The 18,161-nt window shown below is 43.9% G+C and carries 17 protein-coding genes and 4 tRNA genes; 9 read left to right on the plus strand and 12 right to left on the minus strand.

Going from position 1 to position 18,161, the window contains the following annotated elements; translation table 11 throughout:
* The first annotated feature begins 52 nt into the window (after positions 1–52).
* Entirely contained in the window at positions 53–673 is a 621-nt protein-coding gene (locus tag G458_RS0115960) for an LON peptidase substrate-binding domain-containing protein (RefSeq protein WP_026952784.1), read from the plus strand.
* A 278-nt stretch (positions 674–951) separates the two neighbouring features.
* Here G458_RS0115960 and G458_RS22085 read toward each other — a convergent pair whose 3' ends face one another.
* The 5 genes from G458_RS22085 to G458_RS0115985 all read right to left on the minus strand — a co-directional run bounded on the left by G458_RS22085 (position 952) and on the right by G458_RS0115985 (position 1,676).
* Complete coding sequence (locus G458_RS22085; protein WP_084438890.1) at positions 952–1,095, minus strand: GIY-YIG nuclease family protein; 144 nt, start codon at positions 1,093–1,095, stop codon at positions 952–954.
* 43 nt (positions 1,096–1,138) lie between these two features.
* Positions 1,139–1,211: transfer RNA gene (locus G458_RS0115970), tRNA-Lys, on the minus strand.
* Between the two features lie 176 nt (positions 1,212–1,387).
* Positions 1,388–1,461 (minus strand) — tRNA-Arg (locus G458_RS0115975).
* Positions 1,462–1,490: 29 nt separating this feature from the next.
* Positions 1,491–1,564: transfer RNA gene (locus G458_RS0115980), tRNA-Pro, on the minus strand.
* Between the two features lie 39 nt (positions 1,565–1,603).
* Positions 1,604–1,676 (minus strand) — tRNA-Lys (locus tag G458_RS0115985).
* A gap of 283 nt (positions 1,677–1,959) precedes the next feature.
* On the opposite strand from G458_RS0115985, the gene G458_RS0115990 reads away from it, so the two are divergent.
* On the plus strand, positions 1,960–2,583 hold the full coding sequence (locus G458_RS0115990) for a tetratricopeptide repeat protein (RefSeq protein WP_245579280.1): 624 nt from the start codon (positions 1,960–1,962) through the stop codon (positions 2,581–2,583).
* Between the two features lie 29 nt (positions 2,584–2,612).
* Here G458_RS0115990 and G458_RS0115995 read toward each other — a convergent pair whose 3' ends face one another.
* The 4 genes from G458_RS0115995 to G458_RS0116010 are packed head-to-tail and all read right to left on the minus strand — an operon-like array spanning position 2,613 to position 6,058.
* A complete protein-coding gene (locus G458_RS0115995) occupies positions 2,613–3,353 on the minus strand; it encodes a DUF1080 domain-containing protein (protein WP_026952786.1) in 741 nt (246 codons plus the stop codon).
* A gap of 3 nt (positions 3,354–3,356) precedes the next feature.
* Entirely contained in the window at positions 3,357–3,782 is a 426-nt protein-coding gene (locus G458_RS0116000; RefSeq protein WP_026952787.1) for a c-type cytochrome, read from the minus strand.
* 20 nt (positions 3,783–3,802) lie between these two features.
* Positions 3,803–4,855 carry a sugar phosphate isomerase/epimerase family protein gene (locus tag G458_RS0116005; protein WP_026952788.1) on the minus strand — a complete coding sequence of 351 codons (1,053 nt, stop codon included), beginning with the start codon at positions 4,853–4,855 and terminating at the stop codon, positions 3,803–3,805.
* 33 nt (positions 4,856–4,888) lie between these two features.
* Positions 4,889–6,058 carry a Gfo/Idh/MocA family protein gene (locus tag G458_RS0116010; protein WP_026952789.1) on the minus strand — a complete coding sequence of 390 codons (1,170 nt, stop codon included), beginning with the start codon at positions 6,056–6,058 and terminating at the stop codon, positions 4,889–4,891.
* 235 nt (positions 6,059–6,293) lie between these two features.
* On the opposite strand from G458_RS0116010, the gene G458_RS0116020 reads away from it, so the two are divergent.
* The 5 genes from G458_RS0116020 to G458_RS0116040 all read left to right on the plus strand — a co-directional run bounded on the left by G458_RS0116020 (position 6,294) and on the right by G458_RS0116040 (position 11,646).
* Entirely contained in the window at positions 6,294–7,514 is a 1,221-nt protein-coding gene (locus G458_RS0116020; protein WP_026952790.1) for a nucleoside permease, read from the plus strand.
* Positions 7,515–7,533: 19 nt separating this feature from the next.
* Entirely contained in the window at positions 7,534–8,406 is an 873-nt protein-coding gene (locus tag G458_RS0116025) for a hydroxypyruvate isomerase family protein (RefSeq protein WP_026952791.1), read from the plus strand.
* A 25-nt stretch (positions 8,407–8,431) separates the two neighbouring features.
* A complete protein-coding gene (locus G458_RS0116030) occupies positions 8,432–10,111 on the plus strand; it encodes a GMC oxidoreductase (RefSeq protein ID WP_026952792.1) in 1,680 nt (559 codons plus the stop codon).
* A 20-nt stretch (positions 10,112–10,131) separates the two neighbouring features.
* The gene (locus tag G458_RS0116035; protein ID WP_026952793.1) at positions 10,132–10,686 is read left to right on the plus strand and encodes a gluconate 2-dehydrogenase subunit 3 family protein; all 555 of its coding nucleotides are present in this window, start codon (positions 10,132–10,134) and stop codon (positions 10,684–10,686) included.
* 66 nt (positions 10,687–10,752) lie between these two features.
* Entirely contained in the window at positions 10,753–11,646 is an 894-nt protein-coding gene (locus G458_RS0116040) for a sugar phosphate isomerase/epimerase family protein (protein WP_026952794.1), read from the plus strand.
* On the opposite strand, the gene G458_RS0116045 is transcribed toward G458_RS0116040, so the two are convergent.
* A complete protein-coding gene (locus tag G458_RS0116045) occupies positions 11,643–12,293 on the minus strand; it encodes an MCP four helix bundle domain-containing protein (RefSeq protein WP_026952795.1) in 651 nt (216 codons plus the stop codon). The genes G458_RS0116040 and G458_RS0116045 overlap by 4 nt on opposite strands.
* Positions 12,294–12,382: 89 nt before the next feature.
* The gene (locus G458_RS0116050) at positions 12,383–13,186 is read right to left on the minus strand and encodes a glycoside hydrolase family 16 protein (protein WP_026952796.1); all 804 of its coding nucleotides are present in this window, start codon (positions 13,184–13,186) and stop codon (positions 12,383–12,385) included.
* A gap of 128 nt (positions 13,187–13,314) precedes the next feature.
* Between G458_RS0116050 and G458_RS0116055 the strand changes: the two genes are divergently transcribed.
* Entirely contained in the window at positions 13,315–14,478 is a 1,164-nt protein-coding gene (locus G458_RS0116055) for a homogentisate 1,2-dioxygenase (RefSeq protein ID WP_026952797.1), read from the plus strand.
* Between the two features lie 134 nt (positions 14,479–14,612).
* On the opposite strand, the gene pafA is transcribed toward G458_RS0116055, so the two are convergent.
* Positions 14,613–16,241: an alkaline phosphatase PafA gene (gene pafA, locus G458_RS0116060; protein WP_026952798.1), complete on the minus strand. Its 1,629-nt coding sequence runs from the start codon at positions 16,239–16,241 to the stop codon at positions 14,613–14,615.
* Positions 16,242–16,370: 129 nt separating this feature from the next.
* On the opposite strand from pafA, the gene G458_RS0116065 reads away from it, so the two are divergent.
* Positions 16,371–18,110, plus strand: a complete 1,740-nt coding sequence (locus G458_RS0116065) for a hypothetical protein (RefSeq protein ID WP_245579281.1) — start codon at positions 16,371–16,373, stop codon at positions 18,108–18,110.
* Positions 18,111–18,161 lie beyond the last annotated feature (51 nt).

Raw genomic sequence — 18,161 nt, forward strand, 5'->3', positions numbered from 1 at the left:
TATCATTACTTGAGAGTTATCCGTACTTTTAATTAGCCCTAATAGTCTTTCTATGTACATCCCCCTATTTCCGCTAAAACTTGTTGTCTTTCCCGGCGAGGAACTTAATCTCCACATTTTCGAACCCCGCTATAAAGAACTTATGATGGATATCGAAAATGAGAAAGGGCCATTCGGGATTTTGACCTTTACGGACAAACTGAGCGGTTACGGGACTGAAGTTGTTTTAGAGAAGGTCTTCAAAAGGTATGAGGACGGCCGCTTGGATATTAAAACCAGAGGCAAGAGAGCATTTCGAAGTCTTTCATTCGACAACCCCATGGAAGGAAAGACCTATGCAGGAGGAGAAGTGGAGTATTTGAATGATGACATGAGAATCCCCACACCCTTACAGCATGAATATGTTCTTTATTTGAAGGAAATGCTTCACCTCCTTGGTTTTAATCCCGAAATAAGGCTGGATACGCTCACCTCCTATACGTTTGCGCACAAGTTAGGACTAAGCCTGGAAGAAGAATTGGAGCTGCTAAAAATGGAGTCGGAGAAAGATCGGACAGAGTTTTTGATTATTCACTTCAAGAGAATGATTCCTGTTTTGAAAGCTGCCGAACAAGCCAGGGCAAGGATTCGCCAAAATGGACACTTCAATCATTTGGACCCCTTGAATTTTTAAGATGGGGTTATTCCGGTTTATACTCTTCCAGAAATCAGGAAATGTTTAAGAAGAAACTCAAAAACTGGCCATCCCTTTTCATTTTGGCCTAAAATACAAAAAGCAGACCTCTCAGTCTGCTTTTGTGATCCCGCTGGGATTCGAACCCAGGGCCCTCCCGATTAAATCGGGATGCTCAACCCCTAGAAGCAATTAGTCCCTCGATGTATTTTCTGGATTTCATTTTTTTGATTTGAGCTTCCCGCTTTTTTGCCTTCAAAAGATTTGAATACTGCTCTTCATAGACCAACTCCCGTGGAGGTGAATTTCGTATGACCAAGATTATGTTCATACAACCTCCTTTTCAAATCGATACATGCACCCACATAAGACTTGTTGAGCTTTTTTGAATAAAGAATGTAGGTACTGGCTATGGATCTTATTTAGGCCTAAAATACAAAAAGCAGACCTTTCAGTCTGCTTTTGTGATCCCGCTGGGATTCGAACCCAGGGCCCATACATTAAAAGTGTATTGCTCTACCAGCTGAGCTACGGAATCTAATATTTTTAGAAAGTTACTTTTAACCTTCAATCTCGCGCTCTCCCACAGGGCCCTCCCGATAAAATCGGGATGCTCTACCAGCTGAGCTACGGAATCTAATATTCATAAAGGAGCTCTTTTGCTCTCTATCGATATAAACTAAAAAGCGGAACGAATTCCGCTCTTTGTTTTTGTGATCCGCTTAGGATTCGAACCTAAGACCTACTGCTTAGAAGGCAGTTGCTCTATCCAGCTGAGCTAGCGGACCTGGATAACTATCTCTAGCTATATAATAAGTCGGGGTGGCAGGATTCGAACCTACGACCTCCACATCCCAAATGTGGCGCGATACCGGGCTACGCTACACCCCGAAACTTTTTCAATTTTTAACTCCTTGCAAGTTAAAACTGTGATCCCGCTGGGATTCGAACCCAGGGCCCATACATTAAAAGTGTATTGCTCTACCAGCTGAGCTACGGAATCTAATATTTTTTTGAAAGCTACTTTTAACCTTCTATCTCGAACTCAACTACAGGGACCACCCGATAAAATCGGGTTGCTCTACCAGCTGAGCTACGGAATCTTAAATCTTCCAAATTGACTCCCTGAGCTTGCTTTTTGCCAGATCATTGCCGTAATTGGACTGCAAATTTATGACTCTGAATTCTAAATGCAAAGCTTAAAATCAATCTTTCTCACAAAACTTTCCATATTTTTTTTCCTCTTTTTGCAAACCATTCATTGTCAGGCCGATGTGCCTCAACTTATGATTGCAGATTCTTTGTTTAATCAGAGAAGTTATAAAGAGGCAATGGGTATTTATCAAGAAAACTACCAATCCGGCATCTATTCTCCCTCTATGCTCCTTAAAATGGCCTTCATTTCTGAAGGGATTGGAGACAAAGAAAGCGCTGCATTATACCTGAGTAAATATTACGACCTTAGCCCCAATCCACAAACCATCACAAAAATCAAAAGCCTAACTGGACAGAATGAATTGGTAGGCTACGAAGTAAGCGACGGAATGAGATTCGTCTTGTTTTTGGTGGAATACAAAGAAATAGTCGTAGGAGTCCTCTCTCTTTTGCTCATTGTCTCTTTAATTTTCCTCTGGTCTAAAGGAGATACGGAAGCCAGGTTTTTTTGGCCTTCCGGACTCTTGATTACGCTTATTTTCCTCATCAATAATTTCTTAAAAGGCCCAAACACCGGTTTGGTTACCGGAAGCCCTACTTTCATTGTTTCTAAACCCTCTGCAGGGGGAGAACTCATTGATTTGGTAGAACCTGGTCATCGGGTAAAAATCCGCTCTTCCAAGGACGTTTGGTATGAAGTAGAGTGGAAAGATCAGATCGCTTACATCAAAAAAGAAAAAGTGACCAGGCAATAAAAAAAGGCTCCTTGAGGAGCCTTTTCTACTTATAGCTTTTTAATCATCAGATTCCTAAAATGAACCACGTCCCCGTGATCCTGAAGGGAAATCTTACCTTTCTTGTATTTTCCGAAGCCCGGCATATCCTTAAACTTGCTTTTTGCAATTAAGGCTTCCCACTCCGGAGTGAAAAGCTGTGTTGATACCACATTTACTCCATTAAGGAAGAAGTCAAGTTTACCTTGATTGATAACGATCTCGGCTTGATTCCATTCCCCAGCTGGTTTAACAGTCTCTTCACTGCTAACAATAAGGTCGTACAGATCACCCGCTCTATGGCTAATGATTTTGGCATCTGGATGTCCTTCATTGTCTAAAACCTGCATCTCTGGACCTGTCTGCCATGGATACTGATATTCAGGAGACTCATGAACCAAGAAGATCACACCACTATTTCCATTAGGCGCGATTTTCCACTCGTATTTGAAGTGGAAGTTTTCAAACTCCTCATCGGTGACAATATCTCCACCATCCCCAGTCTGCCAACCATCCTTATTAGCGGCATCTAGATAAATTTCACCGTTTTCAATTTTCCAGGCTTTTCCTACTTCTCCTCCCCCATATTTGGACCATCCATTAAAAGTCTGTCCGTCAAAAAGTGGGATCCACTCCTCTGCAGGTGCTTCAATAGCCAAAGAGTCGGCAGAAACTTCACCTTCAGATTTTGGAGAAGAGCAAGCGGCAAGAATTCCTGCCGCTGCCATTAAAGCCAAATAACTTTTCTTCATTTCTTATTTTTTCAACAACAAAACATAGGCTACCATATCCTTGGCATCCTCTTCACTTAATCCTGGATGCGCTGGCATCGGAACTTCTCCCCAAACTCCAACTCCTCCGGCGATTACCTTCTGAGCCAGCATCGTGATGTTCTCTTCGGTATTTTCATACTTGGCTGCAACTTCCGCATAAGATGGACCTACGATTTTTCTTTCCACCATATGACAAGAAGTACAATCTGATCCCTTCACCTTCTCCAAACCTTTGATGTAGATCGGGTTATCCTTGTATTTGTCCTCAAGGCTCATTTCCTGAGCCGGTGCAGCTGCTGTAGTTGAAGCTTCTGTAGTGGTCTCAGTTGATTTTTCTCCTCCTCCACAAGCAAAGGTCAATCCCGCAACAGCGAGTAGAGCAAGGTTTAATGGTTTTGTAATTTTCATGATTTATTTGTTTTGGGTACTTAAATTCCTAAAATTTTCTTATTGAAGTCTTCGTCGGCACCAGTACCGGCAAAGTCATCAAATGCCTTTTCAGTCACTCGAATAATATGATCGGCAATGAATGGTGCGCCTTCAGCCGCTCCCTGCTCAGGATGCTTGATTGCACATTCCCATTCCAAAACGGCCCATCCGCTATAATCGTACTGAGAAAGTTTGCTAAATATACCAGCAAAATCAACTTGACCGTCGCCTAAGGACCTGAATCTTCCGGTACGTTCTACCCAGCCTTGGAATCCTCCATAAACTCCTTGCTTACCGGTTGGGTTAAATTCCGCATCCTTCACATGAAACATTTTGATTCTATCGTGATAGAAATCAATGAATTGAAGGTAATCTAGACACTGAAGCACAAAGTGACTGGGATCATAAAGGATATTCGCTCTCTTGTGCCCTCCTACTTTATCTAAAAACATTTCAAAAGTGATCCCGTCGTGAAGATCTTCTCCTGGGTGTAGTTCATAGCAAACGTCCACCCCATACTTATCAAATTCATCCAGAATGGGAGTCCAGCGCTTCGCCAATTCGGTGAAGCCGGTATCCACCAAGCCAGCCGGTCGTTGAGGCCAAGGATAAACCGTATGCCACATCAAGGCTCCCGAGAAGGTCGCATGAGCCGTCAAACCAAGATTTGCAGAAGCTTTGGCAGCATACTTTAATTGCTGGGTGGCCCAGGCAGATTTGCCTTTGAGATCCCCTTTGAGATTCGCCGGAGCAAATCCGTCAAAAAGCTCATTATACGCCGGGTGTACTGCCACGAGCTGTCCTTGAAGGTGTGTGGAAAGTTCAGAAATTTCCATTCCCGCATCAGCGACAATTCCTTTGATTTCATCTGCATAGGTCTTACTCTCTGCAGCTTTTTGCAAATCGATCAATCTGGAATCCCAGGAAGGAATTTGGACTGCTTTGTATCCCAAATCAGCCATGTATTTGGTGATGTTGGGAAGGTTATTGAAAGGTGCTTTATCGTCGGCAAACTGTGCCAGGAATATCGCGGGACCTTTTATCGTTTTCATGTTGGTTATGGGTTTGAATAATTTGAGATCTGTTTATTTTTCTACAATGAATGGAGTCCATTTTTGATCGGAAGTATTGCTTCGTAGGACATGCTCGATAAAGGCCATCCCTCGAATGCCATCTTCGATGCCGGGATAATCTTCCCATTCCCACTTTGGCTTTTCACCTGCTCGATCAGCATAAATACAGCGGGCAAAGTTGCGGTACAAATTTGCAAAAGCTTCTACATATCCTTCCGGATGACCTGCAGGAGTTCGGGTATTTTCTTGAGCCAAGGAACCGAGGTAACCTGTTCCAGCTCGGAAAATCTGGGCCGGTTCATTTGGGAATCTGACTGTCAGAGAATTATTAAGTTCTTGTTCCCATTCCAACCCTCCTTTTTCACCGTAAACGCGAAGTTTCAAATTGTTTTCGCATCCCGTATCTGTTTGAGAGGCCATCAAGACTCCAGAGGCACCATTTTCGAAGCGAAGCAAAACCACTCCGTCATCATCGATCGGCCTTCCCGGGATTTTAATGTAAAGATCCGCACAAATGTGAGAGACTTTTTCACCGGTCACATACTCCACCATATTGAAAGCGTGCGTACCGATATCGCCCATACAACCAGCCAGGCCATTGCGGGCAGGATCGGTCCTCCATTCGGCCTGCTTGTTATTTTCTGACTCTAATAGCTTGTACAGCCAGCCTTGGGGATATTCTACATAGACTTTCCGGACTTTTCCGATTTTCCCATCCATAATCATTTGCTTGGCCTGCTTGATCATGGGATAGCCCGTGTAAGTATGAGTGAGCAAAAATCGCTTTTCAGAAGCTGATACTATATGGTAAAGCTCCTTTGCCTCTTTATAATTCAAAGTCAAAGGTTTGTCCAAAGCAACATGAAACCCATACTTCAAGGCCTTTACTGTCGGATCAAAATGAACATTATTGGGAGTGACAATCGCAACGACATCCATCCGAACCCCTTCTGGGAGCTGGGATTCTTTTTCAAACATCTCGTCGTAGCTTCCATAGACTCGGGAAGGGTCCAGCATGAGCTCATCTCCCTTTTGCTTGGATTTGACTGGATTAGAACTGAAAGCTCCGCAAACGAGCTCGTACATTCCATCCATTAAAGCTCCGTTCAAATGAATGGCTCCGATAAAAGAACCCGGGCCTCCACCGACGAGACCGAGCTTAAGTTTTTTGGCTGTTGACATAGGTCAAAAGTTTAGGTTTTTTGAGTAGTAGATTGGATTCAAACTGAAATTTCGAGGATTCTTGGAGGGTAATGAATTGGCTTTAGGACCAATAGCACCATTGGGTTATGAATGGCTTGACCAAAACTTTTTTACTCCTTTTTTCACTATTTCAGAAGAGATGCTTAAAATACAGCAAAAAGCCCAATTTCTAAATTCCCTCATACATTTCCATCCTTCCCCAAACTAGCCTCCCATGAATTTCTCAGTCAAAACCCGACTTTCTTTAATGATGTTTTTGGAGTTTTTTGTGTGGGGGTCATGGTATGTGACCATGGGCACTTTCTTAGGAAATAACCTTCAAGCCAAAGATCAAGACATCTCGTTGGCTTTTTCCACCCAATCCTTTGGAGCCATCATTGCTCCTTTTATTGTAGGGCTCATTGCAGATCGGTATTTCCAAGCTCAAAAAATCCTCGGAGTGATTCATCTGGTCGGGGCAGCATTGATGTATATGCTATATAGTTCGGTCGATTTTGGAAGCTTTTTCCCTTTTTTACTGATCTATATGATTTTGTTTATGCCTACCCTAGCCCTGGTTAATTCTATTTCTTTCAACCAAATGAGTAATCCTGAAAAGGAATTTTCTGTCATCCGGGTATGGGGAACTATAGGTTGGATTGCGGCCGGTCTTTTGATTTCTTATTTGTCTTGGGACAGCCAACAAGGACTTGCAGAAGGCCTGCTCAAAAACACTTGGATTATGGCTGCTTTTGTTTCCCTGGTATTGGGGATTTATAGTTTTACGCTACCCTCCACTCCTCCGCAAGCACAAACCTCCGGAAAATTCAACCTATACGAAGCTTTAGGCCTTGATGCTTTGTCCCTTTTGAAGCACAAAAATTACGCGATATTCTTTCTTTCCTCGATCTTGATCTGCATCCCATTAGCTTTCTATTATCAAAATGCCAGCCCTTTCCTGACAGAAATTGGTGTAGAAAACTCGACCGGCATAATGACCATAGGGCAGATTTCTGAAGTGCTGTTTATGTTGGCTTTGCCGGTGTTCTTTTCTCGGTTTGGCATCAAAAAAACCCTCATCGTGGCCATGCTGGCGTGGGCCTTACGCTATGTTTTCTTTTCCCTTGGCAATGCTGATTCGGGTGTTTGGATGTTGTTGGTCGGCATCGCTCTTCACGGAGTATGTTATGATTTCTTTTTTGTCAGTGGACAGATCTACACCGATTCGCATGCGGGAGAGCGGTATAAGTCTTCCGCACAAGGCTTAATCACTTTGGCAACCTATGGAATAGGCATGCTAATCGGTTTTTGGGCTGCAGGTCAAATCTCCAATCATTTCCTCAACTCTGCCGGAAATCACAATTGGATGGCAATTTGGATTATTCCTTCTGGGATTTCCATTTTGGTTTTGCTATTTTTCATCTCCTTTTTCAAAAGTGAAAAAATCAAACCTTGACCTTAACCCTAAATAACCCATGGAATTCAATTCAGGAAGGCGCTCTGCTTTCAAAAAACTAGCCTTTGGCGGAGCGGCAGTAGGCTCTCTTTCTTCTTTTGAATGGAAGAATGAGCACTTTGCCCCCCTCAAAGGTAACATCAATCACGGTGTTTGTGCCTGGTCCATGAGACCTCTTTCCTTAGAAGAACTTTGTCAAAACATCAAAAGTGTAGGTGTAGGAGCGATCGACCTTATTGGACCCAAAAACTGGGAAACTCTAAAAAAATATGATATCCACTGCTCCATGTGCAATGGTGCAGAACTTGGAATTCCGGATGGATTCAATGACCCGAAATTTCATGATCAATTGGAGAAAAATTATAAAGAGGTAATTCCACTGGTTCAAAAAGCTGGATATACCAATATCATTGCTTTTTCAGGTAACAGAAGAGGAATGGACGATGAGACGGGTTTGAAAAACTGTGAAATCGGACTCAAAAAGATTCTTTCCACTGCCGAGAAACATGGAGTAATAATCCAAATGGAACTCCTAAACAGCCGAGTAGATCACAAAGACTACATGTGCGACAAATCTGCTTGGGGAATTGAGCTTTGCAAAAGAATTTCCAGCGAAAACTTTAAGCTTCTATTTGATATTTATCATATGCAGATAGATGAAGGGGATATCATCCGGTCAATTCGAAATAATCACCAGTATTTTGGCCACTATCACACGGCCGGAAATCCTGGGAGAAATGACTTGGACGAAAAGCAGGAAATCAACTACCCTCCTATTATGCAGGCAATTGTTGACACAGGATTCAAGGGTTATGTATCCCATGAGTTTATTCCAAAAGGAGAAGATAAAATCGCTGCATTGGGACATGCAGTGCAAGTATGTGACGTGTAACTAATTAAACCAAAAACCATAACCTATGGCAAATGAATCATATGACGCAATCGTAGTTGGGTCAGGGATAAGCGGCGGATGGGCCGCGAAAGAGTTGACGGAAAAGGGGCTGAAAGTATTGCTTCTGGAGAGGGGCCCGATGGTCGAGCATGTGAAAGATTATAAAACAGCTACCCTTCCGCCTTGGGAGGTACCTCATCGCGGCAGAAGAACTCAGGAACAATTGGAAAACCATCCAAATCTGAGAAGAGATTACGTATTGAATGAACTTAACCTAGACTGGTGGGCGCACGAAAGTGATTCTCCTTATGTGGAGGAAAAACCCTTCACCTGGTTCCGTGGCTACCAAGTCGGAGGTAGATCCCTGCTATGGGGAAGACAGTCCTACCGTTGGGCAAATATTGATTTCGAAGCCAACGCCAAAGAAGGAATCGCTGTTGACTGGCCAATTCGCTACAATGATATTGCCCCTTGGTATAGCTATGTGGAAAAATTCATTGGTGTTTCCGGTTCTAAAGATGGCTTGGATATTCTTCCTGACGGAGAATTCCAGCCTCCAATGCCGATGAATTGCGTAGAGGAGGCAGGTGCTGCCAAAATTAAAGAACACTACAAAGGAGCCAGAACTTGGACCATTGGACGTCCTGCGAATATCACCCAGCCTCTTCCCGGAAGACCTGGCTGTCAATACAGAAACAAATGTTCTTTGGGATGTCCATTTGGAGGATATTTCAGCACGCAGGCCTCTACTTTACCAGCAGCGCAGGCCACCGGCAATCTGACGCTTAGACCTTGGTCCATCGTACGCCGATTGATCTATGACAAAGACACCCAAAAAGCTACCGGGGTTGAAATCATCGACGGGCAGACCAATCAGACCATTGAATTTGATGCAAAAATCATTTTCCTCTGTGCTTCTGCTTTCAATTCTACGGCTATCCTGATGAGATCAGCCACGGACATTTGGCCTGGAGGATTGGGATCGAGCTCAGGAGAATTGGGTCACAATGTGATGGATCACCACTTCAGATTGGGTGCTGCAGGAACTTACGAAGGCTTCGAGGACAAATATTACTTTGGCCGAAGACCAACGGGTCTATACATTCCAAGATTCAGAAATCTCAATGGCGAAAAGAGAGATTATCTCAGAGGCTTTGGATACCAAGGAGGTGCTAGCCGAAGCGGATGGAGCAGAGATGTTGCAGAGTTGGGCTTTGGGGCTCCGATGAAGGACGCCTTGACTGAGCCGGGACCTTGGAGCATGGGCATCACGGCCTTTGGTGAGATTCTCCCATATCATGAAAACCACATCCGTCTGAGCGACACCGTGAAAGACAAATGGGGAATGGAAGCCTTGGTAATGAGTGCGGAAATCAAGGAAAATGAGCTGAACATGCGCAAAGACATGATGAATGATGCCGCCGAAATGCTTGAAGTGGCAGGATTCAAAAATGTCAAAACTTATGACAATGGCTATACTTTCGGACAAGGAATCCATGAAATGGGTACTGCCCGAATGGGAAGAGATCCAAAGACCTCTGTTTTGAATGGTAACAATCAGGTTTGGGATGCGAAGAACGTGTTTGTGACAGACGGAGCTTGTATGACCTCCGCTGCTGCCCAGAACCCATCTTTGACCTATATGGCGCTGACTGCTCGAGCTGCAAATTTTGCCGTGGAAGAACTTAAAAAGCAAAACCTCTAATCCAAAACGATATGACAACTATGAACAGAAGAGACGCTTTGAAAAGTGTCGCCTTGATGATGGGAGGTACGATGATTGGTGCCACAGCCCTTTTGACAGGATGTGCCCCTGATCATCAGATCGAAGATTTGAATTTTACCCCGGATGATTTGGCTTTCTTGGACGAAATCGGAGAAACCATCATCCCAACTACGGATACACCAGGTGCAAAAGCCACCAAAATCGGTGAGTTTATGCAAATGATGGTAAAGGACTGCTACGATGCGGAGCAGCAGCAAGCCTTCATTGATGGATTGAATACCATCCGAAAGGAATTCAAAGACCAAAAAGGAGCGGACTTCATGAAAGCAAGTGCTGAAGACCGACTTGCCTACCTTAATGGCCTACATGAGCAATTCAAAGCAAGTGGAGAAGCTCGCCAGCCTATCGTGATCAATATGCTGAGAGACCTCACGGTTCTGGGATATTTTACCAGTGAAATCGGAGCCACTCAAGCCTTGAATTTCATTGAGGTCCCTGGAAGGTATGAAGGCTGCATCGACTATAAAAAAGGAGATAAAGCCTACGCGATTTAATCCTAATTTTCCAACCTATACAGCCTGTCCTTATAATGGGCAGGCTTTTTAATTTACCCTTTATCTATGAAGAACCAACGTAGAAAATTTATCCAATCCTCAGCCCTTATGGGTTTGGGAGCTGCTTTTATGCCTCTCCAATTTTGTACTCCTTCCAAAAACTCCGAAAGCGGGGAAGAAAATGAAATGAAATCAACACTTGAAAAATTCGGGATCCAACTCTACTCTGTAAAGGAAGACATGGCGATTGATTCAATTTCCACCATCAAGTCTTTGGGCGGATATGGCTACAAACAACTGGAAGGCTATGATGGAGGAAAGGGAATCCTCTGGGGGCTTCAACCAGAAGAGTTTAAAGCACTGATGGCCGAGGCAAACACTGAAATGATTTCCTCCCACTGCAACGTATTTGAAAACCTTGAAGCTCAGGCAGAATTAGCTGCTGCTGTGGGAATGAAATACCTGATCTGCCCATGGATTGGCCCTCAAAAATCAATCGCAGATTATCAAAGCAAAGCCGCTGAATTCAATCAAATAGGCGCAAAACTCAAATCATTTGGAATCAAATTCGCATACCACAACCACGATTATACCTTTGTGGAGCTGGAAGGACAACTGCCTCAGGATGTATTAATGAATGAGACTGACCCAGCTTTGGTGGATTTTGAATTGGACATGTACTGGGCTCATGTCGCCAATGTCAATCCAGGAGATTACATTGCCAAATACCCCGGAAGATTCAGACTTTGCCATGTGAAAGACGCGGAAGCCGGAACAGGCGATCCACATCAACGAGGCGTTTTACTTGGCCAGGGAGAAATTCCTTACGCGGAGCTTATCAAAAGGACTAAAACGCTGGGGATGGAGTATTTTATCGTGGAACAAGAACGATTCCCAACCGGCACACCTATGGAAGCTGCTGAAGCCAATGCCAAATATTTGGCCACATTGGAGTTTTAAATCATCCCTTCGTTTCTGGAGGTTTTCCTGAAAATCATCAAGAACATCACCACCAATAAAATAATCAGCAAGGCTACTTCAAACTGAGCCCAAATCTGGGAGCGGTTAATCATGACTTTTGCTTTGCTGATTAGTTTTTGTCCCTCTTCGAGCTGAATTCGGCTGAGGTCATCCAAATCTTTTCGGGCTCGGCTGATCTTTTTGTCGTATTCTTTTACGCGGTCACGATTTACACCTGAAGAATCAGAATAAAGCAGATCATAACTTTTGATATTGAGATCCACTTCAATTATTTTTTTGAAATCAGAAAGATAAGTTGCCTCCTGATCAGTCAATTTCGTCCCTTCAAACTCCGATATAATTCCAAGAATCTGGCTTTCGTGGCTAGAAATTTCATTGATCACTTTGGAATAATCATAATCCAAATCACAGTGGTCAATCAATTTTTGGATATGGAAAAGATGCTCAGAGATGTCGAAAATGTAGCTCTCAACTACCAATCGGTCATTGTACACTTCTGTAAATGTGCTGCTGATCTCTCGAAAAGATTGTCGTTCCAGGAGATTTTTACCATAGAGCATCAGCATTAAAATCCCGATGATGATTAGTGCTCTTACTTTTCGCTTCCTTACAAAAGAATCTTCCATGATTTGAGTATTACTAACAAAAAGGATAATACTAGATAAGATACTTCTGATAACTTTCCAAAAATACTACCTAGTTCGTTAGCCTAAGCCTATTTTTTACTGGGCATTTTATCATAGACTCTGACATAGTCCACCACCATCTTCTGTGGCCAAACCGTGGGATCAACGCCTTTTTGACCTCCCCAGCCACCGCCCACTGCGATATTTAAAATCAAATGAAAGGGCTGATCAAAAGGCCATTCCTGATAATCCCCACCTGTATTCTCGAATGTGAAATATTTTTCCCCATCTCTATAGAAATCAATTTTCTCCTCAGTCCAATCAATGGCATAGGTGTGAAATTCCTCCTTAAAAGTTGGTACCGAAGTCTGAGCTCCCTTTTGGGTTCCTTGAATATGATTGAAAGCCTCGGTGTGAACAGTGCCATGAACCACGCCTGGATCATATCCCACATGCTCCATGATGTCTATTTCACCATTTCTGGGCCATCCTCCATGTCTGTTTTCTTCAGCCAGCATCCAAATGGCCGGCCAGCTCCCAACGCCCTCGGGAAGTTTGGCTCTCACTTCGATGTATCCAAATTGCCAGGCAGCTTTACCCCTGGTGACTAGTCGTGCTGAAGTATAGCCCTTTGGATGAGTGGAATCAGCATGTGCTTCGATAATCAATGTACCGTTCTCAACCCGGGCATTTTGAGGATCCTTTTTGGAATAATATTGAAGCTCCTCATTTCCCCAGCCGTGGTCTCCTACATCATAATTCCACTTGGTGGAGTCTGGAAGTCCATCTTTTTTAAATTCATCAGCCCAGATCAATTTGGCTTTTTGGGGCCTTTGGGCAAATGTAAAAAAGGAAATAAATAGGAAAGAAGTGATTAGGAATAGGATTTTCATAGCAATAAGAATGGGGAAAATTACAAAACTTTCCTCGATGACCTAGGGTTGAAATAGTAATTGGCAGAAGTTGAACCTTTTCCTTTCAGATAAATAGTATTTTAGCACTCTGAATAAAACCCAAAAACATGGCCTATTACTTTAGACTCGGTAAAATCCCCCCAAAAAGACACACACAATTTCGTCAACCCGACGGCAGTCTTTACAAAGAAGAGCTGGTGAGCTCAAAGGGCTTCTCAGGGATTTACTCCAATCTTTACCATATCTACAATCCCAATGCAGTCAAATCCATCGGGACTCCCAAACCTTATTCTTGGCAACCAGCGAAAGAACATGGCTTGAATCAAACCCATCTCAAGACTTCCGGCATCGAGACTACCGGTGAGGATTACCTCAGCGCAAGAAGAATGCTGATGATGAATAGCGACGTGATGATGGGAATCTGCTCCCCGAAGCAGCGAAAGATGGACTATTACTTCAAAAATGCCGATGGAGACGAACTGATTTACATCCACGATGGTGAAGGCGTCCTGTATTCCCAATTCGGAAAATTAGAAGTACGGAAAGGCGATTATGTTGTCATTCCCCGAACAACTATTTACCGGTTTGAATTTAAAGAAGAGGGCCCGCTTCGCCTTTTAGTAATCGAATCCCATGGCCCAATAGAGACGGTCAAACGATACAGAAATGAGGTAGGTCAGTTGCTGGAACATTCCCCTTATTGCGAGCGGGATATTCGCCCACCGCATGAACTTCATATCGAAGATCAGCCGGGTGATTATCTGGTACAGATCAAAAAGCAGGGAATGCTGCATCAATATCTCTATGGGCACAGTCCCTTGGACATTGTGGGTTGGGATGGGTTTTTATATCCCTATGCGCTTTCTATCCATGATTTCGAGCCAATAACCGGCAGGATTCATCAGCCACCTCCAGTACATCAAACTTTCCAGGCTTGGGGCTTTGTCATCTGCTCTTTTGTACCGAGACTGTTTGATTACCATCCCTTGGCGATTCCTGCTCCTTACAATCACAGCAATATCGACTCAGATGAGGTTCTTTATTATGCTGAAGGGGAATTTATGAGCAGAAAGGGAATCGACCGTGGTTCTTTCACCATCCATATGGGAGGCCTTCCTCATGGCCCACATCCAGGAACAGTGGAAAAATCCATTGGTGCCAAAGAAACTGAAGAATATGCGGTGATGCTGGACACCTTTAAATCCCTGTACATCACCACCGATGCACTTGAATTTGTGGATAAAAACTATCCCATGAGCTGGACAGAATAAAAAAAAGAGGCTGTCTCATAAATTGTTTCGATGTCAGCCTGAGCGGAGTCGAAGGCGGTTTCCAGTTATTTGGACCACATTTCGACTTCGCTCAATGTGACAAACCCCACCATTGAGACAGCCTCTTTTTGCTTTTAGTCGAGAATTTCTGTAATCGGCTGCCCTGTCGCTCCACTTGGGAATTTGACTCCCAACATCACTGCCAAGGTCGGAGCTATATCCGTAATCGAGGTGTAAGTGGCACTTTTGCCGGGCTTGATTCCCCATCCATAAAAAGCGATTGGAACATGAGTATCATAAGTATATCCAGAGCCGTGGGTAGTCCCTCTCTGTCCTCCTGCAAGCCATCCTGACTCCAGCACAAGCAGCACATCGCCCGATGCCTTGTGATTAAAGCCTCTTTGAAGAAGACCTGCTCTACCTTGAGTGAATTCCTTAGTCCTCATGTCCGATGCCGTGTAGGCCTCTTTTACACCTTTAAACCTCAAGGCAAATTCCGCAATGTCTCTTTGGAGCATTTCAAAATCCACCTTCTTTTCCTGAGCTAAATCCTTGTTGAGAAATACCTGCTCATTGGAAAAACTCAAGATCCAGTCCCCTTCTCCGTATTTTGCATTAGTATATCCTCTAAGCTGTCCATAGGCCGAGGAACTATTAAAATTACCCCCGGGAGCATTTTTGCTGACCAAGTAACTTGGCACCTCAGCCACCGCGTGGTCAGCAGAGAGAAACACCAAATACTGGTCTTTACCTAATAGTTTGTCCAGGTAGTCAAAAAGTTTGGCTAAGTCCCTGTCCAATCTCAGGTAATTATCCTCTACCTCTACAGAAGAGGGTCCAAATCGGTGTCCGATATAATCAGGGCTTGAAAAACTCACTGCCAGCATATCGGTCACTCCTCTTTGACCTAACTTCTCCCCTTCAATTGCCGCTAAAGCAAATTCCAAAGTCAGGCTATTTCCAAAAGGAGTAGAAGCAATCAGACCGTAACCGCCATTATTTTGACGCAGTGTGTCCAACTGATAAGGAAAAGTAGGAGTTTCTTTTCCTATAAATGGACCTTCAAACTCATTGTTATCCGGAAGGCTATTTACGTAGGTGTTAATTGGAAAAAGCGTTTCCCAAGTCATCCCCAAATAGTGGTCTGGGCGCTTTTTTGCATTAAACGCAGCCACCCAATTGGGAAGAGAGTCATAGTAAAAAGTGGATGTCATCCAGTCCCCATTTTGATCATCGTACCAATACGCGTCCCCTGTATGTCCTGCAGGAAGACTTGCTCCTCGATCCTTAATGGCTATTCCAACAGTCTTGGATTTCATGGCTGTGGCAAAGCGCATTTCATCAGAAATGGTCGTGGTCAGCATATTTCTAGGGCTGATTTTTCCGTTTCCTGGAGTCCCCCCAACATTATTCACGGTGCTATCCTCAGCGCAATAGATGGATTTAGCCAAAAGTTTATTGTACCAACTGTTTCCGATGATTCCGTGAGTGGCTGGTGTAGTTCCAGTATAAACAGAAGCGTGTCCAGGCCCGGTGAAAGTTGGGATATAATTGTAATGGCCATTGGTCATCATGAAGCCCTGATTGATAAATCTTCTAAAACCGTTATCCGTGTACCGATCATTAAATCGATAGAGATATTCTTGGCGCATTTGGTCCACGATTATCCCGACAACCAGCTTTGGTTTTTCGGCTTTCTGCTGGGCCAAAACTGAGCAGGAGACCAGAATTGCTGAAAACAGGATGACAAAAATTCTTCGCATAATTCAATAATTTTTCTTCAAAGGTAAAAATACCAAGCTTCAGGCAGATTAACACTTTGTTATTTTAGAAACCCCTAGTTTACTTCATTGGTTCTCGGATTTCCCAAAACAAAATTTGAATTTGCATCAATGCAATTATCAATTTTCTATTTTAGCTACATGCATCCAAACAGTTTTTCACTCCAAAACCTCGCTCGCGCGGTCTTTTTGCTGATCATTTGTTCATTTTTCACAAATCTCAGTTTTGCTCAAGGATCCTATATCCCCTACAATCGGGATTATTATCACAAAATAGACCGCTACGAAATCCTCCAAAAAAGGACTAATCCCAATTTCAACACAGGATTTAAGCCCTATCGCCGTGATTTAGTGGCGGGGTATTTGGATAGCCTGGCCGAGGATCCTAACCTGATTCAATCTAAAGCCGATCAATTTAATCTGGATTACCTCAGTCAGGATTCTTGGGAATTTTCTTCCAGATCAATCCCTGATTCCAAAAAGCCATTCCTCAAATCGCTGTACAAAAGACCGGGGGATTTCGCCTACTACGAAGGGGATGATTTTGGGATCCATCTCAGCCCTGTAATTTACCTAAGCGGGGGCACTGAGACAGACAATTCCCAAAATCCCGCCCAACTTTCCCGTGGCTTGGTTATTCGGGGTTCAGTGGACAAAAAGGTTGGGTTTTATACTTACCTGACCACTTCGGAAGTTTACTTTCCTTCATGGGTGAACAGCTATGCCCGATATAATGGGGCGGTGCCGGGAGAGGGTTTTTGGAAAGAGTACAATGATACAGGCTTTAGCTATTTCTCGGCCTTGGGGCATGTGGCTTTTCAAATCACCAAACATATTGAGGTGCAGGTGGGTCATGACCGGAATTTTGCTGGAGAGGGCTATCGCTCCTTCCAGATTTCTGATTTTTCCAATCCCTACATGTTTGTCAAGTTCAACACCAAAGTCTGGAGATTTCAGCTGACCAACCTATGGACACAAATGACCGCGGATGTGTTTTACAACCGTGGCCGGCCGACCGACGGTAGGTATCCACAGAAATATTTTGCCTACAATCGTCTGGGGATGAATGTGGGAAAAAGCATGAATTTCGGCTTCTATTCCTCCGTCATGACCGACAAAATCAATTTCAACTATTTCAATCCCTTTATTTTTCTTCGCTGGGTGGAGCAGCAGCAAGGCACTCCAGACAAGGTCATGCTGGGCTTGGATGGAAAATGGATCTTCACCCCCGGAATGGAACTCTACGGGCAATTTGCCTTGGATGAATTTGTTTTCAATGAGTTTTTCGGAATCGACGGCAAGGGCTCCAAGCGAAACAAATACGGAATCCAGCTGGGCTATAAGTACATCAATGCTTTCGGGCTGTCCAACCTGGATTTTCAGCTGGAATGGAATCAGGCCAGGCCCTACACCTTTCAGGAAAAAGTCGACTATCAGTCTTACACCAACTGGAGAACTCCGCTCACCCATCCACGGGGAGCCAACTTCAGGGAGTTGGTCGGAATTATCCGCTATCAGCCACTTCCCCGTCTAGACATCAATCTGACTGGGTTTTATCAGCTTTTTGGCTCGGATGAAAACGCTCAAACTAACTGGGGAGGAGACCTGTTGAAAAACCGACTGGAAGGAAGTCCTACCGGATTGTTTGGTAATTCCATCGGGCAGGGAATTGAAAATCAAGTCCTACAGAGCAATCTGACCGCATCCTACATGCTCCGCCACAATTTCTTCATTGATGCGTCTCACTATTTCCGAAGAAGGACAGCAGCAGACTTAAATGCCCCAGAGACCAGCCAATTTGTTTCGTTGGGCTTCAGATGGAATTTTATCCGGCCTGACTTCAACTATTAGAAAAACCCAGCCCCGGTTATTTTGCGTAACTTGCAGACAAATTACCCCTGG

Origin of the sequence: Algoriphagus mannitolivorans DSM 15301, assembly GCF_000429425.1 — a bacterium.
GTDB lineage: Bacteria > Bacteroidota > Bacteroidia > Cytophagales > Cyclobacteriaceae > Algoriphagus > Algoriphagus mannitolivorans.